The organism is Mucilaginibacter sp. FW306-07-L, assembly GCF_058782065.1.
On the sequence record NZ_JBYSXI010000001.1, the window covers coordinates 405,999 to 431,605 of the forward strand.

Annotated in this window: 26 protein-coding genes; 13 read left to right on the forward strand and 13 right to left on the reverse strand. The window is 38.5% G+C overall.

Annotated features, from left to right (window positions below):
- Nucleotides 1-389: 389 nt before the first annotated feature.
- From AC3WJC_RS01765 to AC3WJC_RS01780, 4 genes are read right to left on the reverse strand one after another with little or no spacing between them, the layout of a single operon-like run.
- Complete coding sequence (locus AC3WJC_RS01765) at nucleotides 390-935, reverse strand: hypothetical protein (protein WP_492397350.1); 546 nt, start codon at nucleotides 933-935, stop codon at nucleotides 390-392.
- A gap of 1 nt (nucleotide 936) precedes the next feature.
- The gene (locus AC3WJC_RS01770; protein ID WP_492397351.1) at nucleotides 937-1,461 is read right to left on the reverse strand and encodes an HAD family hydrolase; all 525 of its coding nucleotides are present in this window, start codon (nucleotides 1,459-1,461) and stop codon (nucleotides 937-939) included.
- Nucleotides 1,458-2,777, reverse strand: a complete 1,320-nt coding sequence (locus tag AC3WJC_RS01775; RefSeq protein ID WP_492397352.1) for a DNA-processing protein DprA — start codon at nucleotides 2,775-2,777, stop codon at nucleotides 1,458-1,460. The genes AC3WJC_RS01770 and AC3WJC_RS01775 overlap by 4 nt, the downstream gene beginning before the upstream one ends.
- An 11-nt stretch (nucleotides 2,778-2,788) precedes the next feature.
- Nucleotides 2,789-3,319: a ComF family protein gene (locus AC3WJC_RS01780; protein ID WP_492397353.1), complete on the reverse strand. Its 531-nt coding sequence runs from the start codon at nucleotides 3,317-3,319 to the stop codon at nucleotides 2,789-2,791.
- Nucleotides 3,320-3,736: 417 nt separating this feature from the next.
- Here AC3WJC_RS01780 and AC3WJC_RS01785 point away from each other — a divergent pair, with 417 nt between their 5' ends.
- Nucleotides 3,737-4,084: a hypothetical protein gene (locus tag AC3WJC_RS01785; protein WP_492397354.1), complete on the forward strand. Its 348-nt coding sequence runs from the start codon at nucleotides 3,737-3,739 to the stop codon at nucleotides 4,082-4,084.
- Between the two features lie 266 nt (nucleotides 4,085-4,350).
- On the opposite strand, the gene AC3WJC_RS01790 is transcribed toward AC3WJC_RS01785, so the two are convergent.
- The gene (locus AC3WJC_RS01790) at nucleotides 4,351-4,752 is read right to left on the reverse strand and encodes a helix-turn-helix transcriptional regulator (RefSeq protein ID WP_492397355.1); all 402 of its coding nucleotides are present in this window, start codon (nucleotides 4,750-4,752) and stop codon (nucleotides 4,351-4,353) included.
- A 193-nt stretch (nucleotides 4,753-4,945) separates the two neighbouring features.
- Here AC3WJC_RS01790 and AC3WJC_RS01795 point away from each other — a divergent pair, with 193 nt between their 5' ends.
- From AC3WJC_RS01795 to AC3WJC_RS01805, 3 genes are all read left to right on the forward strand, one after another.
- The gene (locus AC3WJC_RS01795) at nucleotides 4,946-6,442 is read left to right on the forward strand and encodes a HEPN domain-containing protein (protein ID WP_492397356.1); all 1,497 of its coding nucleotides are present in this window, start codon (nucleotides 4,946-4,948) and stop codon (nucleotides 6,440-6,442) included.
- Nucleotides 6,443-6,863: 421 nt separating this feature from the next.
- Nucleotides 6,864-7,385: a hypothetical protein gene (locus tag AC3WJC_RS01800; RefSeq protein ID WP_492397357.1), complete on the forward strand. Its 522-nt coding sequence runs from the start codon at nucleotides 6,864-6,866 to the stop codon at nucleotides 7,383-7,385.
- Nucleotides 7,378-8,091 (forward strand): nucleotidyl transferase AbiEii/AbiGii toxin family protein, encoded by a 714-nt coding sequence (locus AC3WJC_RS01805; RefSeq protein ID WP_492397358.1) that lies wholly within the window; start codon nucleotides 7,378-7,380, stop codon nucleotides 8,089-8,091. The genes AC3WJC_RS01800 and AC3WJC_RS01805 overlap by 8 nt, the downstream gene beginning before the upstream one ends.
- A 201-nt stretch (nucleotides 8,092-8,292) precedes the next feature.
- Here the strand turns inward: AC3WJC_RS01805 and AC3WJC_RS01810 are convergent, their stop codons facing one another.
- The 4 genes from AC3WJC_RS01810 to AC3WJC_RS01825 all read right to left on the reverse strand — a co-directional run bounded on the left by AC3WJC_RS01810 (nucleotide 8,293) and on the right by AC3WJC_RS01825 (nucleotide 11,018).
- Nucleotides 8,293-9,165: a hypothetical protein gene (locus AC3WJC_RS01810; RefSeq protein WP_492397359.1), complete on the reverse strand. Its 873-nt coding sequence runs from the start codon at nucleotides 9,163-9,165 to the stop codon at nucleotides 8,293-8,295.
- Nucleotides 9,166-9,282: 117 nt separating this feature from the next.
- Nucleotides 9,283-9,417, reverse strand: a complete 135-nt coding sequence (locus AC3WJC_RS01815; protein WP_492397360.1) for a hypothetical protein — start codon at nucleotides 9,415-9,417, stop codon at nucleotides 9,283-9,285.
- The gene (locus AC3WJC_RS01820; protein ID WP_492397361.1) at nucleotides 9,407-10,405 is read right to left on the reverse strand and encodes an IS110 family transposase; all 999 of its coding nucleotides are present in this window, start codon (nucleotides 10,403-10,405) and stop codon (nucleotides 9,407-9,409) included. The genes AC3WJC_RS01815 and AC3WJC_RS01820 overlap by 11 nt, the downstream gene beginning before the upstream one ends.
- Before the next feature lie 340 nt (nucleotides 10,406-10,745).
- Nucleotides 10,746-11,018, reverse strand: coding sequence for a helix-turn-helix domain-containing protein (locus AC3WJC_RS01825; RefSeq protein ID WP_492397362.1), 273 nt, complete (start codon nucleotides 11,016-11,018; stop codon nucleotides 10,746-10,748).
- Between the two features lie 280 nt (nucleotides 11,019-11,298).
- Here AC3WJC_RS01825 and AC3WJC_RS01830 point away from each other — a divergent pair, with 280 nt between their 5' ends.
- The 4 genes from AC3WJC_RS01830 (at nucleotide 11,299) to AC3WJC_RS01845 (ending at nucleotide 13,851) form a co-directional block, all read left to right on the forward strand.
- Nucleotides 11,299-11,580, forward strand: a complete 282-nt coding sequence (locus AC3WJC_RS01830; RefSeq protein ID WP_492397363.1) for a helix-turn-helix domain-containing protein — start codon at nucleotides 11,299-11,301, stop codon at nucleotides 11,578-11,580.
- Between the two features lie 86 nt (nucleotides 11,581-11,666).
- Nucleotides 11,667-12,836: a tyrosine-type recombinase/integrase gene (locus tag AC3WJC_RS01835; protein WP_492397364.1), complete on the forward strand. Its 1,170-nt coding sequence runs from the start codon at nucleotides 11,667-11,669 to the stop codon at nucleotides 12,834-12,836.
- A 45-nt stretch (nucleotides 12,837-12,881) separates the two neighbouring features.
- A complete protein-coding gene (locus AC3WJC_RS01840; protein ID WP_492397365.1) occupies nucleotides 12,882-13,379 on the forward strand; it encodes a helix-turn-helix transcriptional regulator in 498 nt (165 codons plus the stop codon).
- 55 nt (nucleotides 13,380-13,434) lie between these two features.
- Nucleotides 13,435-13,851: a nucleotidyl transferase AbiEii/AbiGii toxin family protein gene (locus AC3WJC_RS01845; protein WP_492397366.1), complete on the forward strand. Its 417-nt coding sequence runs from the start codon at nucleotides 13,435-13,437 to the stop codon at nucleotides 13,849-13,851.
- A 242-nt stretch (nucleotides 13,852-14,093) separates the two neighbouring features.
- Here the strand turns inward: AC3WJC_RS01845 and AC3WJC_RS01850 are convergent, their stop codons facing one another.
- Complete coding sequence (locus AC3WJC_RS01850; protein ID WP_492397367.1) at nucleotides 14,094-14,489, reverse strand: hypothetical protein; 396 nt, start codon at nucleotides 14,487-14,489, stop codon at nucleotides 14,094-14,096.
- A gap of 529 nt (nucleotides 14,490-15,018) precedes the next feature.
- Here AC3WJC_RS01850 and AC3WJC_RS01855 point away from each other — a divergent pair.
- From AC3WJC_RS01855 to AC3WJC_RS01865, 3 genes are all read left to right on the forward strand, one after another.
- Nucleotides 15,019-15,342 (forward strand): hypothetical protein, encoded by a 324-nt coding sequence (locus AC3WJC_RS01855; protein ID WP_492397368.1) that lies wholly within the window; start codon nucleotides 15,019-15,021, stop codon nucleotides 15,340-15,342.
- Between the two features lie 92 nt (nucleotides 15,343-15,434).
- Entirely contained in the window at nucleotides 15,435-16,601 is a 1,167-nt protein-coding gene (locus tag AC3WJC_RS01860; RefSeq protein WP_492397369.1) for a DUF4934 domain-containing protein, read from the forward strand.
- A complete protein-coding gene (locus AC3WJC_RS01865) occupies nucleotides 16,598-17,008 on the forward strand; it encodes a DUF1573 domain-containing protein (RefSeq protein ID WP_492397370.1) in 411 nt (136 codons plus the stop codon). The genes AC3WJC_RS01860 and AC3WJC_RS01865 overlap by 4 nt, the downstream gene beginning before the upstream one ends.
- Nucleotides 17,009-17,138: 130 nt before the next feature.
- On the opposite strand, the gene AC3WJC_RS01870 is transcribed toward AC3WJC_RS01865, so the two are convergent.
- From AC3WJC_RS01870 to AC3WJC_RS01880, 3 genes are all read right to left on the reverse strand, one after another.
- Complete coding sequence (locus AC3WJC_RS01870) at nucleotides 17,139-18,395, reverse strand: hypothetical protein (RefSeq protein ID WP_492397371.1); 1,257 nt, start codon at nucleotides 18,393-18,395, stop codon at nucleotides 17,139-17,141.
- Nucleotides 18,396-18,477: 82 nt separating this feature from the next.
- A complete protein-coding gene (locus AC3WJC_RS01875) occupies nucleotides 18,478-21,303 on the reverse strand; it encodes a peptidase associated/transthyretin-like domain-containing protein (RefSeq protein ID WP_492397372.1) in 2,826 nt (941 codons plus the stop codon).
- Nucleotides 21,304-21,314: 11 nt separating this feature from the next.
- On the reverse strand, nucleotides 21,315-22,490 hold the full coding sequence (locus AC3WJC_RS01880; protein WP_492397373.1) for a DUF4934 domain-containing protein: 1,176 nt from the start codon (nucleotides 22,488-22,490) through the stop codon (nucleotides 21,315-21,317).
- A 751-nt stretch (nucleotides 22,491-23,241) separates the two neighbouring features.
- Between AC3WJC_RS01880 and AC3WJC_RS01885 the strand changes: the two genes are divergently transcribed.
- Together AC3WJC_RS01885 and AC3WJC_RS01890 are read left to right on the forward strand one after the other, a co-directional pair.
- Nucleotides 23,242-24,519: a hypothetical protein gene (locus tag AC3WJC_RS01885; RefSeq protein ID WP_492397374.1), complete on the forward strand. Its 1,278-nt coding sequence runs from the start codon at nucleotides 23,242-23,244 to the stop codon at nucleotides 24,517-24,519.
- Between the two features lie 47 nt (nucleotides 24,520-24,566).
- Nucleotides 24,567-25,466, forward strand: a complete 900-nt coding sequence (locus tag AC3WJC_RS01890) for a class I SAM-dependent methyltransferase (protein ID WP_492397375.1) — start codon at nucleotides 24,567-24,569, stop codon at nucleotides 25,464-25,466.
- The last annotated feature ends 141 nt before the right edge of the window (nucleotides 25,467-25,607 follow it).

Here is a 25,607-nt window from a genome sequence, read left to right on the forward strand (position 1 = left end):
TACTTTGTCTAATTTGCAAGTTATAACGTAGTTGTAGACCGTCGTTGTTGAAAAGTAATTATACTAACTTGATTAGTGATAGCTAATTTTGAATATAAGCGACTCATATTTAATCAAATTATAAATCATGGCAAAAGACACTACAGTCACCGCTCCTCCAGTAAAAATTGTTGTTACAACTGGCGTAACAGATATTGATATTAAAGCGAATGGCGAAGAAAACAACGCAAACCACACCACCAATTAAAGTAGTGGGTACATTTTCAGATACAAATTCGAAAGGTATGGCAAAAGATACAACACAGGTAACATCTCCCGTTAGAACCACTTCAACGAAAGGTGACAAGAAATAATAATGGCTAAAGCAACAACACAAACTAAGCTGCCTATTAAGACCCTACAGACGAGGGGTGGTAAGAAATAGCGTAGAAAACTAATATTGTTATAACCAATACTAACAAGAGTGTCAATGCAAAGAAGTTATCATATTTTTTGGCTCTCTTTGCATTGTCGCTTGTACCCTCTGTTATTTTCGTGGTATAGGTAAGTATGGCGTTATAATAAAATAGCTTTTCCTTTTCCTCATGCGAAAAGCCAGTATTGAGGTTGAAATCTACTGATAATACATTGTCAGGTAAAAGTCCAACTGTGTGAGATGGTCTTAATCGAATAGTTCTGTAACCTAAATACACGTTGTAAGCCGAAAAGCCTATAATTAACACATAGCATAACCAATGTAAATCGTAATTATTCGTTAATAGAAATACCCCCACTCCAAATACAAAAGTCACAAAAGCCAATAAGCACTTGATTGATTTATCAGTGCAGCTTACTACTTCTTCAGTAGTTGAACTGAATCGTTCTTTGACTTCAATCAACAAAGCCTTGTAAGTTTCCAATGGGATTGCCTCCCAATCGGCTACAGGGAAACTCATATTATTGGATGCGTGGTTGAAAAAAAGCTTTAATTAATTGGTATAGTTCGGCTGTATCGTCTGCTGTATAAGTTGGTTTAGCTTTTAACAAGGCATTTTTATTTGGACTTGCCCAAAGACATGCAATAGATGGTATTCCAACAGCATTAGAAGCTTGAATGTCGATGTCTCTATCTCCCACAGAAATAGTTTGTTTAATATCCAATCTATAATCGTTTATTGCTTTTATAAAGGATTCTGGGTCTGGTTTTCTTCTTGACACATCGTGATAACATATTTGTCCCGTTACTTTCCATCCGCAATGATTTATTATTTTGGTGCAATAAGAACCGGGGCTAGTTGTTATTACCACGATACTTATATCATTTTCATAAAGAAATTGCATTATTTGGTCAATTCCTTCGTAAGCTGATAAGGTTGGTATTAGCTTATAAATTTCAGACCAGTTTCTTGCATCTCTTAAATGCTTAACACTATCAGTATCTAATAAAGTTTGGTCTAGGTCAAATATTACTGCTTTTTTCACAATAGTTTAGGGTGATTTTCTTCTTTTTTAGGTCTTTTTTGTTTAATCGCTTTTTCTTTAGAAGTTGATTGTTGTTCAAGGATATTTGCTAACATCTTAGCCATTGATTCCTGTTGTACAAGCATTTGGGCCATAATGTCAGTTAACTCAGCTATTTTTTCGAACAAATCGATATAGGAGTCAGCTTTATGTTGGGTTTTAGTAGCATCGCCACCACCAAAAAACCTCGCACTTCCTACTGGTCCAGTATAAGCAGGAACATTAATAGCATCTGCCTTCGCATGAGCATCATATGTAACTCCAACTATATCAGGTATTGGGTCAGTTATATTTTTTATCTGAGGTGCTGGAATCGTAACTTTATTGACATTTACTTCTTTTGATTTATCTTCCGGAATAAACTCGGTGATATTGGGGTTGAGTTTTTGTATGAAAGAAAAAATTTGGTCTACATTACCTAGAGAAGCGGCTCCGTTTTCTATCAGATATTTTGTACCTCGAGTTTTGGCAAAATCCTGTAAAGATTCAGGATGTCCAGATATGCATCCTAGCGGGACGTTCAGTTTTTGTGCGGCTTTAACAGCATGCATAGTCCCCCCTTGCATATCGGTTTCAATAACAACTAATCCATCGCTTAAACCCGTTTGCAGTCTATCTCTTTCAACAAATGATGATTTTTGAGGTCTGAATCCAACTTCATATTCTGAGAATAATGCACCACCTTGCTCGATAATTCTGTCTGCTAAATACTGGTTTTCTTTCGGGTAGATTATATCAACCCCACTTGCTAAAACAGCTACCGTTGGGGCATTGGCATCTAAAGCCCCAAGGTGCCCGACCGTATCACATCCAATTGCTAGACCACTAATAATTGAAAAACCATGTCGTGCTATTATATTCGAGATACGTCTACCAGCCTTAATTCCATAAGAACTTGGTTCACGTGTACCGATTACGCCAACAGAATATTGAGAATTTATTGCTGATATTGCGCCTTTGGTATATATCATAACGGGATAATCATCCAGCCGCATAAGCTTAATTGGATAGTTTTCATCGTTAAATGAGATTGGAGTAACACCAATATTACTGCAAGAATCAAATATCCTTTGGGCGTACAGATTTGCAGCTAATAAATCTTCTTTACTAGGCAATATTATCCTTGGGTGAGCTTTTTTTGCATCCACTATAACATCTAGCAAATCGTCTACTGACGTTACTTTAAAATTGGAAAATCGATTGATGGTCTTTATCGATGCTGGACCTATTTTCGGTGTCTTTAAAAGCGTTAATATGTATTCCTTAGATAATGGCATTTACAAAAATATTAATCTAATGCTGTTTGACCTAAAGCTAAACAATAAACTTCAGAAGCTCCGGCTTCAAGTAATAATTGCTTGCATGCGGTCAGTGAGTTGTGAGTTGTTGTAACATCATCAATCAATAAAACTCTTTTGCCTTTAATAAAAGATGGGCTTTCAACTCTAATTGAATCAAGATGAACACGTATATTCCTGTTTCCTCCTCTCGCAAGTTTGGGAATAGTAGTATGTCTAATTAAGCATCCAGTTGCGTCAATGCGATTCGATTGAGCTAGTTTTATTGCTAATCGCCTAATTCCACTATCCGACTTACTTGAATCACATGAAGGTACATAACAGATTGGAATGCCCGTTGTGACTAATGCGTTGATTCGGGTATAAAATCGTTGAATATCTAAATCAATAAGATTTTTAACATTTAATATGCTACTGCTATAAGCATCAAATTTAGGATTTCTCGCACCTAAAACTCTATACGGATGGTAAGTGCCCAGAACTGTTACGTTCTCCGAGTCTGAATCATTGTTTATGAACATTTTAGATAAGGTTTATGATGCAATATATTCACAAACTTTATCTAAAAAAAAATTATTAAAAAATCAGGACTAATAGTTAATTAGTTGTCTATGAGGGCGATTATTTCAATTAATGGTTAAGCTCCAGTTATTTATGATATCCACGTTCCTCATTCATGTCACAAAAAACTTGGAATATATCATATGGATTATACCGGCATTAACCCAATTGACAACCGCTGTCGGGTGCATTATTTAAAAGCAAATTTTAATAAAGTTCAACACATACTAATGAAAATTTTAAGCGAGGACATGCCCTGCTTATAACCAAGTTAAACCCGTATCCCAAACCAAATTTACAGACCTCGATGTTATAGCCCTAATATCATTGCAGCAATAGAAGGCTATAAAAGTGAAAACTTCTTATTATCCAAAATAATGAAAAAAAGCTTTGGAGGATTATTAAGTCGTAGGCAATACAACGACAGGCGTAGACGGCTTAAAGATGATATCGAAAAACTATGTGAGTTCATTAACATAGAGATGAATAAACCCACGGAGGAATTTAAAGTTGATTCTACACTAATAAATATATGTAGGGTCGCCAGAGCATCAAGAAAAAAGGTTTGTAAGGACAACCCGGACTGTCTACCGAATCATGGGTTTTGTGCCTCACAACAAGAAAAGTTTTATGGTTTCCGCTTTCATGACGTTACATCAAATAATGGTGATAAGGTGCAGGTTAAAGGCCCGGGGCAGCGAGTGGATTGGGGGCTTTATTTTTAAGCCGATTAAACTTATATTTGATAAACACGATTGACCAGTCATAAGCCTGCAAATTGAGAGCATCGTGATCCAATTCTACAACTATGAATTGTATATCAATTAATACAAGCTCTCAGGAAAAGATATTATTGCAGGTACGGAAATATAAGGGATAACCTAACCCTAGATACACCGGAATATGCTAATGAAAGTTTTATTGTTCTAGCTGTTAGAAAAAAGGTATAAATGCCAAAAATGGTTAAAAATGTTTCGGTACTGGATTAAGTCTATTTGCCTTTGAGAAGCTCTACTTTTTCCTTTTCACTAGCGAGAAGTCGCTCTAAAAGAGCCACTTTTTCATCATAAAGTTCTACAATTTTCTCAATAGGATTGAAATTGTAATTGATGTTATGCGCCGCGTTGTCGTAATTATTTTGAATATTGTAAACTGCCTTTTCCTCGTCGAAGTTTTTTATAGCTTCAACAGGCACTTTCAAGATAGCTGCTACTTGCGCCAGTAATTCTTCCTCGATGGTTTCCTTTGCTTCCAGCAGGGAAACCCTTTTTTGGCTCCAATCCCCGCCCAACTGGAAAGCCAGTGCTTCCTGCTTCAGACCCAGCATTTCGCGAAAGCGTTTCACGTTGCGGCCATGGTGGATTTGGTTGGGTTTTTCTGCTGTTGTACTCATTGGGTATAAATGTAAGGCTTAAACAAATATAATAAAAAATGCCCTTTATGCCTATTGCGGCTTAAAGGACTATCGCAAAACTAATTTATCCCGGTGCAATTCTTCGATAGAGCATTCAGGAATAGTTTAGAAATCACCTGCTTTTGAAATTTGATAGGCTTGCCAATACAGACAGGCATTTAACTCAGATACAATGCAAGCAGATAAGCAAAGCGAATGGGGTAGCCCCATCAAATCCCTTACCCTGAATGAGATCGGCAATCCGGTGATAGCTATGGACGCATTCTTCGACGACGACTGGTTGCCCGATCAGTTGGCCCGTTTAGGGACATGGCGGAACGCGATATTCAGTAAGACCTATTACACCGGCAGGAACGACAATCCAGGCAGCCTGTTGAGTTTCCATGAATCCAATATCAGTTTGATAGAAGCCGCGTGGGTGCTGTGGAAACGCGGCAAGACTGTCGGAGCAATAATCGCAGACCTTATTCCAGGCGAACGTGATACTTGGCGGGATTATCCGCACAACCTGAGCGAAGCGGAACTGTGTGACCCGTTTGCGGTTATCGTGCAACTTTTTAGCAAATACAGCCTACCGGATTACCGGGTTCAGCTATACGAATGGCTGGAACATGGACTGTCACGTATCAGCGGCGAAGGTTGGGTGGTTACTGCTGATTTTATTGCCGTTTTTGAGAACCTGCAAAAGCTCTATTCGGCATCGTGGCTGATCTACCAGCGAAGCAAGGCGACACCACACCTAAAGAGTAAAGACGATAGTGAGGTAAGCGACACACAAACCACCGCTGTAACCGGTGAGCAACCGAACGTGATGGGTGAGCAAGCTAACGAAATAACAAAAGAACAACCGAGTGAAATATCTCTATATCGGCTGAGCACTGTGATTCCATCCATTTATAACGACATACTTAAAGATTTAGTTAACGTTATTCGGGAAAAGATGTCGACCGTTCAAGCCATTATCTATCTTGGCGTAAGGCCGGATTTGGCTGATAAGATATTCCTTTTGGTGTTGGCTTCGGACGATGAGCAGCGGCAGGCACAGCATCTCAACGGCAACATCGAACAAAGTTGTGAAGCAATCGCGAAGGTGACTGTGTTGGTGCATTATGCAGGAGCTTTTAAATCTGCCGTTGCCAAAGGCAATTCTTTCTTTCGCCAGGCATTAGCCTGCCCTGTAATCTATTTGTCGGGTGGATTGCTGTTGCCAGTACACTCCGTTGCCGATTGTTCTCAGGACGGCTTAAATCAGGCCGACTACTGGCACCGCTGGTATGAGCAGGGCAAACAATTCTATGATACCGCCGAGTGGTGCATCCGGCAAAAATCGGCTAATGCTGCACTGTTCCTTTTGCACCAATCGACAGAATGTTTATTGGTAGCTATAATCCGGGTTGTGCTTGGCTACGAGATCAATAATCATAACCTATCAAGGCTTTTGTCGATAACGGAAATGTTTACTACAGATTTTATTGGGGTATTCAATCTTGATGATGCGTATAACAAGGAACTGTTTCAAGTCTTAAAGAACGCTTATATCGATGTCCGGTACAGGGACAACTACTCTGCTCACTATGAAACAGCAGCAGCGGTAAAAGGAAAAGTTCAGCAGCTTATTGCGCTCACCAAGCGCATGTATGGCAAATATCTGTTGACAAATGACTTGTAGCAAAAATGTTTCGAGTTGGAAAGGCTGGCGATTGCGGTAAGCAACGGCTGCCCATGCGCACCAGCGCAGGCCAGCCGTAGCCAGCGTCACCGCCTTTGCAGTAATACGGTTCATACCGCTCCATATAACTGCTTTGTCAGTTACATCGTTATTCTGTTCTCTGTTAACAGGCTTCACAGATTTGCGGTATATTTTGACTGTAGGCACATCGCAGCCGCATAAAACCGTAGAGTTACGATTAGTGAGAGTATTGACGTTTCACAGAATCGCTTTGGTGACAAATCCTATACATGGTCGTTATATATTACAACCTTGTAGAGTGGGACGCATAAAATGTTTAGATAATTTTGTGAAGAGTAAAGCCAATGCTTGTATTCAATTTGCGATTTGCGAATTGAAAATATTTTGAGTATCTTCGGGTATGAAAGCACATAATGGTATGCGTCCGCATGATATTGTTGTTTTATTGAAGATAGCTTTGTCAGAGGAACCAGTTTTAAATAAAGACTTGGCATCGAGCCTGTATATCAGCAATTCGGAGATTAGCGAATCGCTAAACCGTTCGATGATTGCCAGGCTGATCAGCCCGGACAAGCGGAAGGTGTTTAAAACTTCGTTCTATCACTTTTTAGAACATGGGCTGAAGTATGTTTTCCCTGCGGAGCCGGGTCCGATTGTTAAAGGCATGCCGACTGCGCATAGCGCACCGGTATTGAAGGACTTTTTCATTTCCGAAGAACATTATGTATGGCCGAGCTTGGAGGGTAAGGTCAGGGGGCAGCTGATAGTTCCGCTATACCCCAATCAAGTGCTGGCCGCACTGAAGGACGAGCGGCTGTATGCCGGCCTTGCCTTGATCGACGCTATACGCGTTGGTAAGGTACGGGAGCAGCATAAAGCGCTGGAATTATTAAAACTTTCATTTGAAACTGATTATGCATGAAAATCTTTTAAGGATAAAAGCGGTAAACCAGGTGTTGCAAGGCCTAGAGCATGAATTTGTATTTGTCGGCGGGGCTACGGTTGCTTTATACGCGACCTCGCCGGAGATCGCCGAAGCCGTTCGGCCAACGGACGATGTGGATGTGATCGTTGAGTTGGCCGGTTACGGCGGCTACGCCGCGCTGGACGCCCGTTTACGGGAGATCGGGTTTTGTAATGATATCCAATCGGGCGTAATCTGCCGTTATAAGATTCAAGGTATCACTGTTGACGTGATGCCGACGCAGCCTGAAGCCATCGGTTTCAGTAACCGCTGGTATCCGGAGGGATTTCAACACGCGGTTCGTCGCCGCCTGGACGACGGGACAAGCGTCCAAATATTTTCTCTGCCTTATTTTATTGCATCGAAGTGGGAAGCTTTTAAAGGAAGAGGAAGGGACTACCGTACCAGTACCGATTTCGAAGATCTGGTGTACGTGTTTGAAAATGCGGATGATTTGGAAATTCAGTTAAAAGCATCGCCACGGCACCTGAGTCTGTGCCTGCGGGACGCTTTCGCGCCGCTGCTTGACCGGGATGATTTTGAAGAAGGATTGTTCTCGCATTTGTCGGGCGGTCACGGGGGCGTCGATGCCAACTATATCCGCAACCGGCTGATCGACGCCCTGGATATTCCAAGGAAAAGATTTAAAGGTTTCTCGCGTTAACACTGACCTGATTTTTACTTGGTCTTCTATAAGTTACTGGTAGGTAACTTGCGTTCCATCACTTTTACAAAATTAGCAACGCAGGAAACTCATAAAGGGTGTATGAATGGCGCAGATCGGACTGTTGCCTTCCGCTGCGCCGTATTCTAAGATTATTCCAAGTTTATTTATAAGAAAACAGTTCGGTGCATCTGCTTTCTTTTATTTAAACAAATGAACTAATGTATTATTTGTGTATAAGAATGCTCCTTCACTGTTGGTTAAATAGATGCGGCCAAGCGGTGTTCTGGTTAAGTTTAAGTCAAAGCCAGGTATTATAAAATCCTTCAAAAGGCGCTCATTCCGAATAACGGCAAAGTAGGAACCTTGATCATTGGTTGAGGGCCCAGCGACATAAATATGGTCTTTGCTGATTTCTAGGTTATAGATGTTATACGCTTTTGTGAAACGCATTAGCGTGTCTGTTAAGCCATTTTCTCGTTTAACATACAATTTATTACTGTCGTTCTCCCTACTAATCGAATAAGGCCCAACCGAAAGGTCGGTTATGTCATTATCATGATTAGGCAATTGTTTGATGAAACGCCATTGGGCAAGCGGATTGCTCCCCTCAAGCCGATAGAGCTTCTTGTCCCAAAAGTCACTTACTTCTAGCGGAGAGTGTGGCATCGAACAGATGTGATATGGAAAGAATTTGCTTGTATTAAGTTCATAACTTATCCATGTCTTTCCCATATCCCGTGACGAGTGCATCCTGCAATAGCTCGGCTCGTGAATACCTTTCCACCGCTCTAATCCCCACATTACCCCTTTATCGTCTATGCTGAATTCATCGAACCGAAATATATTCTTTGCAAGCCAGATCCAAGACTTACCTCTGTCGGGGCTTAACTCAATTCCTAATGAACGTCTGAGTAAAATAATGGTGTCTTGGGACACATCAAAGGCACTGTGAATTGTGTGATCTTTCTCTGCTTCAGCAAGTTGTTGCTTCCACGTGATCCTGATCCGACGCTTTCCATCCTCCGTATTGCGATTCCTTTTACTTGTTCTTTGGCATGAACAAATCGTCATCAGGGTTAAGATAATTAAAAAATAAGGCCTCATAATTAGAGTTGAAATCACAATTTACATCTTTATGGGGAATAGTTATAAATAAATAACTGCTGCATCTTAGCGCAACCACAAAGTTCAGTTCCATTCAGAACCTGTAAAGGGTATATAAACAGCGTCGTCCGCTACGCTACCTTCGCTGCCCTTTACAGAACCTGCCTGGAAGCTGCTGCGGTGTTTAAGCGTTAAGATGCTACCCCGTCTAAGCTGCATATTTCGCCAATTCAACATATCCAGATTGCCGGTTAATAAGAGCGAACATGCGGGCGAGAATCTTATTATGAAGAACATTTATCGTACTCATCTTGCTTTTGCCCTCGCTAACCCTTCTTAAATAATAAGCCCTTAACTCTTTGTTGTGAATAATAGCACTGATCGCAGCTAAGTGAAGCAGCTTTTTAAGCTGTTTATTAGCCAAATGGCTAACCTGCGTTTTTCCTCTGACGCTTGTACCGGATGTATGTTCGAAAGGAGCCGTTCCAATATAACAAGCGAACTTTCGCCAGTTTGTAAAGCGGGTAAAGTTGTGCGTACTGGTAATCATATTCGCTGCAATGACAGGGCCAATACCTTTCATACTGGTTAGCAGGTCATATGTCTTCTTTAAAGCAACATCACTATCAATAACCCTTAATATCTGCGCATCTAAGTTTTTGATTTGTGTGGTCAAGTGACCGATCATGTTTTGATAGACCTCGAACATCTCTGCATTTTCGGCTATCCCTAATAACAAACGCTGTTCTTTACAGGTTGCTTCAAAGCCGCCCCTGTCACGTACCAGGCGGTCGCGCAAGGTCAGCAGCGTTTGAAGTTTGAGTATAACTTTGGCTGGCAATACGGATGGTTTGATATCGTCCCGGTGCAGCCAAGCATAATTAGCAATGCGTTTAGCATCAATAAAATCGCTTTTACCCCGGTGCATACCCAGTGACTTCTTTATCTCAAGTGGAGAAATCATTGCGAATGAAATATTCGCTTCCTGCAAATGAATAGCAAGCCCTACGCTATACATACCGGTATGTTCAAAGCATACAATAATACTGTCTTGATCAACGCCTGGAAGTAGCTTTTTAGTCCATAGCAGCAGCGCTGTAAAGCCCTTGGTATTATTAGCAAAGGTCTTGAAAGCATTGCTTCCCCGTAAATGTACATCAATGGTCAGCTTAGAAACATCTACGCCTACAAAATTTGTGAAGTTCATAGTTCGTCAGTTTGAGAGTAAAAAATCCAATTAAAAGATATGCCGGTGACTAATGCCTTTATAAGACCTTAATGTCTACTATTCTAACTGGTCACGACATGATCCTGTGATTTGGAGCAGAGACTAATACGGCGCATAGGTCATTAACCTAGCCCTTGACTGAGTTCACCCTGATCCTTATCAACAAGATAGTTACTTTTAACTAATGACAAATTTAAAGACCCTTGACAAGTTACCTGCTTACGCTTCCGGTTGTTTAAGCGTTGTAATGCCTCGTTGTATGGACAACTGGTAGATATAGCTTGGTAATGATGCAGGCTTGCCCTGGCCGATTTTATGATTACTGCTTTCCCTTTTGCCTTCCCTCCAGTAGCTTCAATATGTCTTCTTGTTTATAGTAAAGGATGCCGCCGATCTTTGTATAAGACAGGGTGCCGTTCACACGCAGGGTTTGCAGGGTACCGGGCGATATCCTGAGCATGTTCTTAACCTGATAGCTTTTAAGCCATTTCTTGGGCTCCGGCGTGTTGCCGCCCAACACTTGTTCTATCTTCTGGAAAAGCCGCTGCTCGAATGCTTCCAGGTCGTCTTTGGTGATGATTTCTGTTGCCATAGTTTTAATTTTTTTCAAAGCTAAAGCGTGTCAGAATTTATTATTCGGTAGTTCTTCGTACTACCGAACGATTTATTTTTTGACCTCAAAAGGGTATAAATGGGGTGTTTTGAATGTAATTCGAGCTTAAATGGATGAGAAAAGCGGAAACGGCCAATTTTTTCGGTAGTTGTTCGGTAGTACGAAAAAGTTAAAATCGATCATATACCGGAATAAATTAGAACGCTGCCGATTTTTTTATCCTGACGCCAGCCAGTATGTTCGCCGAAAACAATTCATTGTGACCCCGAACGATCTACTTACAAAACAGGATTTAGAAAAATTCAAAAAGGAACTGTTTGACCTGCTCAAACCGTTAACAGATTCAAAACAAGTTAGCACACACAAATGGCTGCGCAGCAAGGATGTCCGTGAGTTGTTAAATATCTCCAACGGTACGCTACACCATCTACGCGTCACCGGCGCGTTGGCTGCCCGCAAAATGGGGAGTATTTATTTTTACAGCACAGAGGATATCGACAAGGAACTGAACAAGGCTGAAAAAAAAAGCCCGAAGAGCTGATCGAGGTTAAAAGAGGTGTCCCTTTTAGTGTTCTTTTTTATCCAAAGTCAAGGCCGGGACAGGTAAAGCCGCAGCGTCCTATTTACATGCGTATTACCGTAGACGGCCTACGTACAGAATGGTCGACCGGGCGACATTGTGACCCGGCAGACTGGGACAAGCATACCAAACGGGTACGTGGCACCAAAGAACAGGCCCGCTCCGTCAACAGCTGGCTGGATGTATTATACTCCCGGGCGCACGCCTGCAGGCAGGAACTCTATCTCGCGGGTAAGCGTTTCACCCCACAGCACATCCGCAAAATGATGCAGGGGGAAGAGCTGGAACCACCGAAAATGCTGTCGGACGTCTGGAACTACCATACCAACCAGATCGCGGGCCTGCTGGGCAAAGGCTACACACCGGCAACTTTGCAAAAGTACAGGTCGGTGTTCCGAATCCTGCGAAAGTTCCTTTTGATGCGGAACAAGCAGGACGATATCAAACTGGATGATATCGACTTCCAGTTAGTCAGGGATTTCGATTATTACCTTAAAACGGAACATAAGGTAAAAATCAACACCGCCGTGCAGATGGTAAAAAAGCTAAGGACGGTGATGAAGCTTGCCAACGAGATCGGCTGGGCTAAACGCAACCCCTTTGCCGCCTACCGGGCAAAAAAGGAAGAAGTCCACCGGGAATTTCTGACCAATTTGGAACTTAACGACCTGGCGGTAAAAAACCTGAAAAAGCGGCTGGTGTTAACGCGTGATCTTTTTCTTTTCAGCTGTTACACCGGCCTGTCTTACTCCGATATCGTCAGCTTGAAAGCGGAGGATATCCGCAAAGGAGAGGACGGCGGCATCTGGCTAGAAACGCACCGGATCAAGAACAACAACCGCGTGCGTGTGCCCCTGCTGTCGCCAGCGCTCCGTCTGATCGAGCATTATAAAAACTATCCGCGCATCTTGGACGAGGATTTTCTGCTGCCGAAGATCAGTAATGCGAGGGCGAACTATTACTTAAAAGAAATCATGAAAGAAATGGGCTGGACGAAGTGGCTCACCTTCCATTGCGCCAGACATACCTTTGCGACAACGGTTACGTTGACTAACGGCGTTCCCATTGAAACCGTCGGACAAATGCTTGGCCATAAGAATATCCGGTCTACGCAGATCTATGCACGTGTGACCGATACCAAGGTCAGCCAGGATATGAAGCCCCTGAAGAAAAAGTTTGCCCGGCAGGAGTTGACGTTGATAAAAAAGGAAGATTAATTAAGATAAACTTTTTTAGATAAACAAAATTGTTTATTTTAGAGTATGCGAAACACTTTTGAAAGTTATTACGGGATACATCCGGGAAGAGTATTGGAAAGGGAGCTGAAGAAAAGGCACTTAAAAAAAGGCCCTTTTGCCATATCCATTGGTGAATATCCGCAGGTGATAAACGAGGTAACAAAAGCGAGGCGCGGTTTATCGCCGATGCTTTCGCTTAAGATCGATCAGGCGCTAGGATTGGAGAATGGCGCTTTTTATCTGTTACAAGCGCACTATGATATTGAACAGGCTCAGAAAAAATTAAATAAGCAGGATGCGCCCGCATTCCGCAAGGAGTTGTTTTGGGATACTGACATGAAAAAGATCGACTGGTCGAAACAATATAAAGCGGTTATACAACGGGTATTCGAGAGGGGTAATGAAGACGAAAAACAAACCGCTTTAGATTATTATGGTAAAGATAAAATCCTGGAAGTGACAGGAAGGGCCAATATAGATGGCAATTCTTTAAAAATTATGGCTCACACACAACCTGATTGATATGCTTTACTGGAATACCGTGTCGCCGGCTTTAAAAAACAATCTCCTTACAATCATGAAGGGACAACCATTTGATGAATTTCGATTGGTTGGTGGCACTGCGCTAAGTTTATATTGGGGACATCGGATGTCAATCGATATAGATTTATGTACCGATGCACAATATGGCAGCGTTGACTTTGCTTCAATTGAAGCTTATCTGAGCCAGACCTTTCGGTTTGTTCAAGGCGATTTCGGTGCCAACCCGGCTATCGGTAAATCTTACCTGATTGGTGACAAAGAAAATGAGCTGATCAAGTTGGATGTTTACTATTCTATGGATCCTTTTTTATGGCCATCCAATATGGTGGAAGGGGTACGAATGGCAACAGTGGAGGAGATAATTGCGATGAAAGTTGATGTTGTTCAACGAGGGGGAAGGAAAAAAGGACTTTTGGGATTTACATCAGGCCATGCGGATTTATACGATTGACCAAATGATAAGTTTGCATCAACAGCGCTACGAATGGACGCATAACAGCGAGTTGATAAAACGAAATTTCATTGACTTTTCATTGGCGGATAATGACTTTGACCCTGTCGCTTTGACTAATAATGAGTGGGTTTTTATTAAAGAGGATATAGCCGCTGCGATTGACCCTCCACGAAGAGGGCGTGGGCGCTAGTTTTTCAATGGTGAGAATTTGAAAAAGCGGTTGGCTATGTCAGTACATATCAAATTAAGACCCATCTATGCAAATCATCGTCTGTCGGATTTAACATCAATTTTGCTTTCAGATTTCTCTCTAAAAAGTAAAAGGATGAATCCAATGTTTGCGCGGCATACCCAAGTTTCTCCGACGGACCGAGATAGTTAATTATTAGCGCAAAAGGGGATCCGCTATCTAGTTGGCTATCCCATGCGATCAAATTCTCCTGCCGGTATTTCAAATACTCGCGGTAGGAAACCCAGCTGATTGAAACCTTCAAGCCTTTAAAATCGTCCAACTCCCGAAGAATCGGTGCAATAAATTCTATGGTATCTTCAAATGCTTTTTTCCGTGCATCAATTACATTGAATGGCGCATTCGCCATATCAGTCTGGCTTGTTCGCTCAATCTGGCTGGGCATTATTTACAATACCGACCTCAATGCTTTCATATCATTACTAACTTTCTTGTCTTTAACTCTGGAATAAATTTGTGTGATGATGATCTTAGTATGTCCTAGCATCTTGATGACAGACTCTATGGTATGTCGTTCTCTAACGTTACGGTTGTCGCAAACGTATGTCTGGCTGTGTGTGTGGGGGATTAATTTTTTATTAATGCCACACATGCCAGCAAAAAATAGTTTTAAAATTTCAAAACTATCTTTTATCTTTAAGTTTACATTTGTAAACTTAGACCTACTATATGTTATGTATTATCATAACTTAGTAGGTCTTGAAAACCTAAATTAGCCTTATGTTCGTTCAGAACTTGCATTTCTGTAATAAATACCGGGTTCTTATTCAAAGTCTACAACCAACGGTTGCTTATAAGTCAAAACCCAATCAACTATCTAAACTACAGTTTTGGTAGTCCCGAAAGGGACACTATAGACTTGGCTTAATGATATTGTTATCAGCAACTAACTTCGTTAACTAAAAATTATAAAAATGAAATCTATAAAAACAGAAAAGAAAGTAGGAATACTTATCTTACTTGCGTTACTTATTAATTTCGGATTCCAGTATTCAAGTTTCGGAAAGCATAGTTTAGGATTCTATGCAGGCACAGGCACAGGCACAGGCACAGGCACAGGTACAGGTACGGGTACGGGTACTGGTACAGGTACAGGCACAGTCAAACCGAAAAAGTTATTTGTACTAATTCAGTGCTTTGACTACAGTAGCGGTCATGTGGTTATAACCGATGAGGGCAATGATTGCAAAGAGGGTGGTGTGGTTTGCGAGGTGGACGTTCCTGATTGTGGCCTTTAACGAATGGTTTAATTACAATTTACATAGCTGGCATCGAAATCAATTCTCGGTGCTGGCTATTTCCTAAACATTTACCTCACACTTGGTTAATAATGATTTCGTACATCAAACTAAAACCTGTCACACTACTTAGCTTATTTAAGACGCTATTAATTCTTGTTTTTTTAACAGGTTGTAATTGGTCCAGCAAACAAAAAGTTTCTCTGCCTCGACGCTTTCTAAAAAAAGAAATCATTTATGTAAAATTAAAGGATGATAAGGTGTCTCTTCAAGCTCAACAAAAGATAGAGAATCCACGGATAATCAAATTGGAGACGAATGACCACTGTGCAATTGCTAAAATTGCAAAAGTTTTATATGCTAAAGGGAAGTATTATGTTTTTGATGATAAATTTAAAGCTGTTTACATATTCGACGAGAATGGACGTTATTTAAATAATATCGGCAGCATAGGTTACAGCAAAGGCCAATACCAGAGTGTTGACGATATCGAATTCGGTCGTGATACAAGTTCTGTCTACCTGTTAAGTAACAATTCACAGAAAATATTAGAATACAACCTTAACGGTACTTTCGTCAAAGATATTAGATTAGGGTTTTGGGCGATGGATCTTGAAATTGAAAAAAATGGATATTACCTTTTCATAAATAAGAACGTCAATGCGTCCACGGGTCAATATAATCTTGTCACCACTGATTTAGCCGGAAAGATAAACGGGCAGTATTTTTCATTTCCCAATGCAGATGATATCGCAATAGATTTTTCGGGGTTTCTGAACAGAAATAAATTAGGAACACTATTTAATGACACATTTAATGATACCGTCTATCAAATCACACCGGAAAAGATGTACCCTAAATATATCTTTGATTTTGGTAAAACTAGTATTCCAAAATCGTTAAATTCTTATAACAAAGGGGTTCGTCCTGGATTAAGTAAGTATACGTTTCTTAGAAAGCATTTTTTGGAATTAAACAAGGGTTTTATATTTGAAATTCAAGACAAGAATGTTATACGGACCATGTTTTCAGATTCAAAAACAAAATTGCAATTTGAGCTTGAGTATCCGTCTTCAGAAATAGTCGGATTAAAGGATAATAATGAATTGATTAGCGCAATCTCTCCGGAAGTTCTGATTATGAATAAAGACAAGGACTTTAGCATTAATTCATTGAAGCACTATCCAAATCTTGCGAAGCTAATTCATGAAATTCGAATTTCCGACAATCCTATTTTAATTACATTTAATATTAAATGATGTTAAAAACTGTAAAGCAAACGTTCTGTGGCTTATTATTGCTCAATTCCACATTATCATGTTCATTCGACATTAATGAAAAGAATAAAAAACAGGATGCTCCTGATATATATTTTTGCGATGAAAGTCAAAATGTCGGACAAGTCCGTTTACATACATCCAAGAAAATATCATTCAAATACTATAATAGGGGAAAAAAACAACTAGTTATAGATAATGTTGAGGCAGATTGCAAATGTTCATTCGTCAACTGGAATAAACAGCCTGTTTTGCATGGCGATTCTTCAGCGATTAGCGTAATATTTCGCCCACAAATTCCGGGGCCTATAATGCAAGTAATTACTGTTTATACTAACGGGGATACTGTTCCCCATACACTAACATTTAAAGCAATTGTCAAAAAATAAGTAAACATGCCGATCATAGCCAATGTAATAGATTAGAATGTTTTTTGCAAATTTATTAAAAGTGTGTACAGAATCTTCTAAAAGAATTCGATCATCGCGGAACAATAATTAAAAAACGTCCACATCGTGGTTAAAGTTCCATTCCTTTCCAGTTTGTAACCAGCATACAACTGTATGTGCATAATAGAAGGAGATATATCATAAAGGAGCCAATTACAATGATCTCCTTGTTTTTACGTAAGTTAATAAAGTAGTTCGACCGTTCACTAAGTGCAGTGAAAGCACCCATTAATAAACCCCAGGACGGTATGTACATATATCGATCAGCAAGCATAGCCGCTCTTGCTAAAGGCACTATTTGAATCGTTAACAAGAGGTGCGAGAAAAAGACGCCAAAGCAAAACAGGTAAAAAGCCTTGTTTTTACTCTGTTTCAATATTTTATAAACATAATAACTCATTACGCAAAGCATAATCGCAATTACATAATAAATGGTTGGCAGCGATTCACCTAACCTCATTGGGAAGGGATAATGATAGTGAAGATGGCTTGGCGCGAAACAATTTGTAAAATAAAAGAAGATACAATAAAACGACAAAATGAAACGCTGGTTAAACGGATAGCGATCTACTTCATGAATACCATCGCCATAGATGCCGATGTAAGTTGTTACTAAGCCTAAAGTTAACGCAAGAACTAAAAAAGGGAAACTAAATCGGAGGAGCAAATTAGTGTTTTTCTTCAAATGCCGCATTTGATATGTGTATACAAATATTAACATCATAAATGCATATAATACCGCTTGTTCTTTCGCTAAAAAAGAAAGAATGAAAAAAATAATGCTTAGCAGATATAGTGCTTTGCTCGACCGAAAATAAGATTGAATGAAACATAAGAATGAGATATTACCCAAAAAGGTATAAAGTAAAGTCTTCGAAGCGGAAATCCAAACAACAGATTCCACATTAAACGGCAAGACTGCCCAGATAGTTACGGAAAATAAACTTATAGTTACGACATTTGGCAATTTAAATCTGGTTAAAAGAATCTTACTGATAGTATAAATCAATGTGAAGTTGACAATATGCAATAAAAGGGAAACTATATGATAATAATATGGATCAAAACCGTTGATTTGATAAATAGCATAATAGTACAAGGTGTTTAAAGGCGAGTATTGCAAGCTGTTAACATGTAAGAAAATATTTTTAAGGACTGATAAGTCAAAGACCGGCGAACTTACTAGTGATTCGCCAAGTAGCATCCATTGGTCATCAACTTTTGCAAAGCCAATGGATAACATTGGTGAATAAATACAAAATATTATCCCGGAAAAGAAAATCAGAATTGAACGTTGATATTTAGCAAGGACAGTTTCAATACTCATGTGACTTCTTAAAAAATGTTATTTTTAATAAATTACCATAATATGTCGACAACTTTTAGGTCTAATACCTTAAATGTCTTGGTCAGTTTTTATTTGATTTTCCAATCTTTCTTGGAAAATAAGAGATGGTGATCATTCCATATTGCCGTAGTACATTAGTAGTTTCTCGTGTAAGGATGTTGTTGCGAACATTGTTGACCACGCTGTTGTTTTGTCGCAAAAGATCTAAAGCAGCAAACTTCAGTTCTAAATTGTTACCCTCTAAAAATCTAAAAGTCCCCGATACATTCCATATCGTAAAGTTGATAGGAACTGTACCTGTAGAAATAGTACGGTTATGACTTATATTACTATTTAAAGTTAATCTCTTACTGATGTTAATGCTTGAACTAATAGATGTTGGAATATAACTATTGGTAAATGATGTAATACTTTTTTCACCTTGTTGGTCAGATCTAAAATACGTATACCCCTGTACAATATTAATTGTTAGCCAAGCTTTATAACTATAATGTACATCAGCCAAATAGCTGCAATAGAAGTTATTGGAGTGAAGAAATGTATCATTTATGTAACTAGGCAGTTTTGACCAATTAAGGTTGCTGGTAAGTTTCAATTGTAATTGGTTTTGATTGAATTTTATACCCTTAGATATATTAGCGGTGATATCAAGGCTTTCCCTGTTACTTGCATTTGTGACATAATATGTACTTCTTCCAAGAGTGTCGGTTATTACACTATCGGCAAATGCGCTATTTGTTTTAGTACCTGTGATGTTTAAGTCATAACTGAAAGTGTTTTTTGCTTTTAGGCTTGAGTGCTTGAAACTAAACGACAATGAATTGTTTTTCTCAGCTCGCAAAAATGGATTACCTTGTATAATAACATATTGATTGGAACTATCTACAAGTGGGCGTAATTGTTGAATGGTAGGGTAATTTACGCTTTTAGAAAAGTTTAATGCAAAGTTGTCGTCGTACTCTCCAAATTGGTTGTTTCTATATATGATACCTGCTTTCGGGATGAAGTATTTGTAAAATTTGTTTAGTTCTTGAAAGGGTAGAGTCGAATGATTTACTTGCTTAAAGAATTGTTCCTCCGCAGTTAGCTTAATCTGAGTTGATTTTAGATAACGATTAGCTAACGACTTGCTAAATGATTTTTCTAAAGTTAGATGAGGCCGTTCGTTGAGGATTGTGGTCCTCATTCTATTAGTAAGGTTCATGTTAGGTAAATATATCTGTGAGTTGGAATCCTTATCCCAAGTCTCATTATGTTCACTATTTGCCGATAGATCAATTGTATTTCCAATACCTAAACTAAATCCTCGAACACGCCCGTTTAATAAGTTATTAAAATTAAAATCTAAGTGTTGGTTAATCCTATTTAATTCATTAAAGTATTTGCGGTTAAATGATTTATTTTGTATGGAATCATCAAATGATATAAATTCGGTTAATAATGATTTGTCATCGTTGTTACCGTTAGTATTTAGTGCATAGTTAATATCAAACTGATTGAAAGGGCCTGTCATTCCATCAGATGATCCGAACCGGCGAAATCCCAAACCAATATTCATGTGCTTACTTTGCCGCGAATTTGTGTTGGCTATTTTGTTAAGGCTGCGTGGGCTAGAGGCAACATTTGTGGTAGAATGATAAGCTATGTCATTACTTTCTGTACTTAATCCACCGTCACCCGAAGCATAAAAATTATAAAAACGTTTTTTTTTATCGTATCTGATATCAAATGTTTGTCGAACTACCGATGAACGTTTTGATTTATTTTCAAGCTGTAATAAAGTGGTGTCACCTATAAGCTTGTTTAAAGATTCCAATTCTTGAGAAAAATCAATTTTGTTTCTGCTGACAAAGTAATTAGCGGTAAGTTGATCAATTTCGTCGTTCTCTGAAGCTGGAGAAAAGTCATGTTGCAAATTAATTCCTCCTGCTTTCGTTTGGTTAAGCCCTTGCATTCTGAAATCAGATTGATAGTCTATAGATGCACTGTTACCTTTGAATGTACTATTCCTCATAAGTGTATAGACATCTAGCGCTAATTTATTTACATCATTTGCGGCTACTGCAATGCCTGCTTGTGTCCGGTTGTTAAAAAAATTAATATTACCGTCTACTTCATAATGTCTTTCTGACCCGGCACCGCTACCAAGTTTACCGAAATAACCAAAATTCCTATCTTTCTTCAGCTTGATATTCAAATTCATAACAGAGTCGAAAGAATTATTAACATCTATCTCTTTACGATATAATTGAATTTTATCAATGGACTCCTTCGGCAAGTTCTGAGTAGCGATACGCGGATCGCCACCAAAAAATGGTTTCCCACCAACTAATACTTGATTTATTTGTCTTCCATTATAAGTGATCGAACCGTCACTCCATACGGTAATCCCGGGTAACTTTCGTATCAAATCCTCTGCTACAGCGTTTTTATCAAGTGTAAAAGCATCAGCATTAAACTCGAGCGTATCTCCATTCATTTGGACAGGCGGGGTAGCTTTAATAACTACCTCTTCTAATCTATTATCATCATTTCGCCGCAGATTTAATTCACCGAGTTCTATCCGGCCACTAGTTGAAGGTATGACAAACTTCCTACCTGTGGTCTTATAACCGACATAGCTTATTACGATCTGTAATGCGCTATCAACTGGAATGTTTTTAAAAGAAAATTCGCCTAAATCATCAGTTAATTGATAACTCACTAACGAGCTGTCTTTAGTTTTGTAAATGGCAACCGTAGCGGATTGTAATTTAATATTATAATCAGAGTCTTGGGCTATACCGTGCACACTGCCTCTGAGAGGCGAAGGCTTTTCTTGCGCAAAAGAATAATTGCAGACCACTATCATATGCAAAATAGCAAATAATTTTAGGGCTATTCTCATCCTGATAAATCTTACTTCATTTGAAGAACTACAATTACCGGGTTACTTTTACGGTTCTCTTTTTTAAAATATGACTCGAGGTACTGCGGAAGTTCCCGTTGTTTGTCAGCTGTAGCATCTTTTGCCTCGAACATTTCAAGCGATGACACCGAAGAATATATAGCCTCGCCGTCACAACCAATAATGCTTCCATAATAAGATAACATTGGTAGAAAATACGACATCTTATTGCTTGAAATTTTTTCAAGTGAGATAAGAACCCGCTTTTTCAAGTTGTAGGCTAAGTATCTGTTGGGATTTGCATGGCTACCAGTTACAGTTTCAAAAAATAAATTATCTTTAACCTGATACACATCTCTAAAGGAATAAATCCTGTTTTTATTTGCCCTTACATATTTTTCTTTCTCCAAAACGGTTTGAAGATGTGACAACGAATCTGATGATAATGAAAGATCTTGAGGCAGAATGATATTATATATCAATTGAATACCCTCATTGTTGAGTGCATAAACATTAAAAGTGTAATTGCTTACATATAATAAGTTTTCATTTTCACCGGAATAATAAAGTTGAAACGGTTTAGGAATGTCAGAAATCGAAAAATGAGCAGGAAACCCGAATTCCGATGATTTAAAAGGTAGCAATTTTTTATTCACGCCATTGTTTCCAAAGTATTTTATAAAATAATTTATGCTATCTGTACTTACCTTATTGCTTAATAAAGGGAGCGGACTGTATAATATCTGATCATTATAATATTCGATAGATGCATAAAACTCTGTGAGTGGGATTTGTTTAACTATTTTACCTTGAAAATTAAACCATGTTAGATGCTTCCTACCATCTTTTTGAACACTTGTAATGATTTCGTTATTTTTCCGATCGACTGTAAAGTTTTCATTTATTACTCCGCCCTGAGCATCATTCTTGTCGATCTTGTTATAAAATTTGCCATCCCTTTTGAATAGTAGGATTGAATTTGTACTAAGGTCAGAAACAATGAAGTAACTACCCGTAACTTCCATCTTTTTAATTTTTCCAAAAATGCTTTTTTCCGTCGTTTCAAGAGGGATAAAGACTACGCTTTTAAAAATTTGGCTGTCAACGCTTCCTCTTGCGTAATTGGGGTTTATATATAACTTTTCTACTTTTGCAATCTTGGGTTCTTGCTTTTGAGCCTTTGCCATTTTAGGTAATAGTAAGAAGACCGATATGACATAGATACCACCGAAAATTAATGATTTAATAATTAATGAATACATAAAAGATGTAAGGGCTGATTATTTATTAATATTTATCTTAGATATTAACGCTTGATAGCGACAAGAAACGACTAGTTAAAAAATGTATTGAATTTAGACGTTTATTACTACACATGATATTCGTCTATTGGTAATCTTGGTTATTCCGATGACATAATAACGTTTAGGTTTTAATTAGAATAGTACTATTAAGCTAATGTAATTTTTTTTATTTATAACTACAAGCGTTTTATCCGATTCACTTAGTTGAGCTTTATTTGTTATAACAAAATTTAGTAGTTAAGTAGTATGTCAAAACAAACCGTCATTATGGTTGTGAAAGTTTGGTTGATCAATTATAGTAAATTGATGGAATTACGGAAGCGTTCGATAAAATTGATTTAGAGTACGAACCTACAGTTAAAACCTACAAATAGGACGAAGCTCGTTATGCGAGAATTGTTTAAAATCATACATATTTATTTGTAAATATGATGCTTCTATATGAACTGTTATAAAAGTATAAATCCCATCATACATTTCGGCTAAATCAAAACCTTAAATGTAATATATAGAATTCACTTTAACGTCAAGCTAATGAAAAATCTGTGCTTATTAGAGTGCGAACTAAAAATAGTAATTAAGAAAATGTTTCTGTGAAATCAATTATTAAATTAGCATATCTCAACCTCTGTAAATGAAGTATAATCCCCTATCACCTTATTTTGACTTTAGATATGTCGTCGCAGTTTTGTCATTTTTCTTGATTTCGGTAACCTTTTTTGAAATCGCTAGGAAGTATGGCTTGATAGACTGTATTGTTGTTGAATCAACTTTGGTTTCATGGGACGCCCAATGGTTTGCAACAATTAGGGATAACGGATACCAGTTTCTACCAGAACAAATATGTAATTTAGCATTTTTTCCTTTGTTCCCATATACGTGGCGTTTATTGGGATTGTCAGCAGTTGGCATTAGCATTTTTAACGCCGTTGTTTTTGCTATAACCTTCATCTTCGTGTTTAGTAAATCAAACCCAGGAATATTGCTGGCGTTACTAACATTATCTACACCCAGTTTCTTCTTCTTTGCCGTTCCCTATTCAGAGGCTTTTTTTTTTGCTGCCGGTTTTGCGATGTTGTATGGGTTGGACAAGAAGAATGAAATGCTATTTTACATAGGATTGATAACATGCTCATTAATTCGCTCTACATCAATATTATTTCTACCAGCCTTAATTGTTTTGGCTATATTCGGCATATACCCATTTTCAAATAAAACAGGATCTGTTACTAAGAAAATAGTATACTGGGGTGCGGCTATTTTGGGCATACTCATAACTGCATTAATTCAATATATTCAGACCGATAAAATTTTCTACTTTTTATCTGTTCAAAGGTATTGGAGAAGATCATGGTTAATACCAGGCATCCCAATGACCACACTGAATATAGATTACGCACTTGCTCCTGACGTATTAGCACTTGTTTTAGGCCTAGTAGCGATCTTCTTCTCTTGCAAGGTAGTTGTAATAATTTTCAAGGGTGGGTCTCCATTGAGCGTATTAAGCTTGAACGCTTCAGTATTATTTTCCATTTTTTGCTTATCGGGGATGACAATCCTCGATGTTTTCTTCACACATAATTTGAGAGGTTCCGGAAATATTTGGAGCATCAACCGACACATCCTCTGTTCCCCTTTTGCTTTAAATTTTTGTTTTTGGTTATATAAAAGAAGATTCATACGAACTTCAGATAACATCGTCCTGCTTATACTAATAAGTCTGCCATTCTTTATTACTGATATATATAAAATTCCACTTCAAGCGATTTTAGTAATGTTTACAATTTTATCCCCATGGTTAATTAAGAAAGATAGTAAATATCAGTATTTGATTATATTAATGATTTTAATAAATATCTCTTTTCAAGTTAGACTCTTTTCTGCTTTTTTAAATAATCTGTGGATTGGTTAACTGCTATTTATTTGCTATCCTTGGAACTATAAACCTTATTATTTATTATGGATGAAAATAAATGCAGTTATTGCAAGGCAACCAAAGTAAGAGTCAGATACATTAATAAATATCACAAATATAAGAAGGAGCACGGTCCATTTAATTTTGGGATATGTGATGTTTGCAGATCAGGTCAGACATACCCACTACCTTCACCGGACCAGTTACGAGATCTATACAATTCTTTTGACGGGGGTATGAATAGCTTCACGAGAAATGTTAGGGAAAATAACCCTTTAGTCAAATGGTATAATCAGTGTGTTGACAATGCGATACTGGTATCGGAATGTAATTTTGAAGATAAGGCCAGCTTTAGCTGGATAGATGTCGGAGCCGGGAATGGGGAAATTTCAGCTCTTTTAGCCGAGCGATTCCCCGCGTCAAAAGGTGTTGCGGTTGATTTTCATGATAGGCCAGCAAAAATTACACATAAAAATATTGATTGGATAAAGATAGATTTGAATGAGGAATTTTCAAAACATTTTAAGTCTACGACATTTGATCTGGTGCTGTCAATTACAGTGCTTGAGCATGTGCTGTTTCCAGAGGCATTCATAAAGAACCTAATAGATATAACAAATAAAACTGGAGGCACAATGTACGTGACTTGTCCAGATATGGGTAGCGTCGCTGCAAGATATCTAAATAAATTCTGGCCCTACCTAATATGGGGTGAGCATTTATCTATTCCTTCAACCCGTGGGCTCCAGGCATTAATTCATAGATTAATGCAACAAGAAAAGCTCGAAGGCTTTAGCACGGTAAGGCCAGTGATGTTACCATATCCGATCAATTATTACCTGGACAATTTTGGGTTATCATTTCTTAAATTCGCTTTTCATAAGAAAATGACGTTGCCAATAAATACTGGCATACTAGAAGGGTTTATTCGATTAGCTTGCTAATAATATTAATTCATTTCCGATTTGGCTGTGTAATAACTTAATTACTGATGTATTATAATTTAACAGAACATTTCTGATATGGATTACCCATACAAAGCGTTTAAGTTAAGGTGTACAGTTTCGTTAAGCTAGCAATTCGAT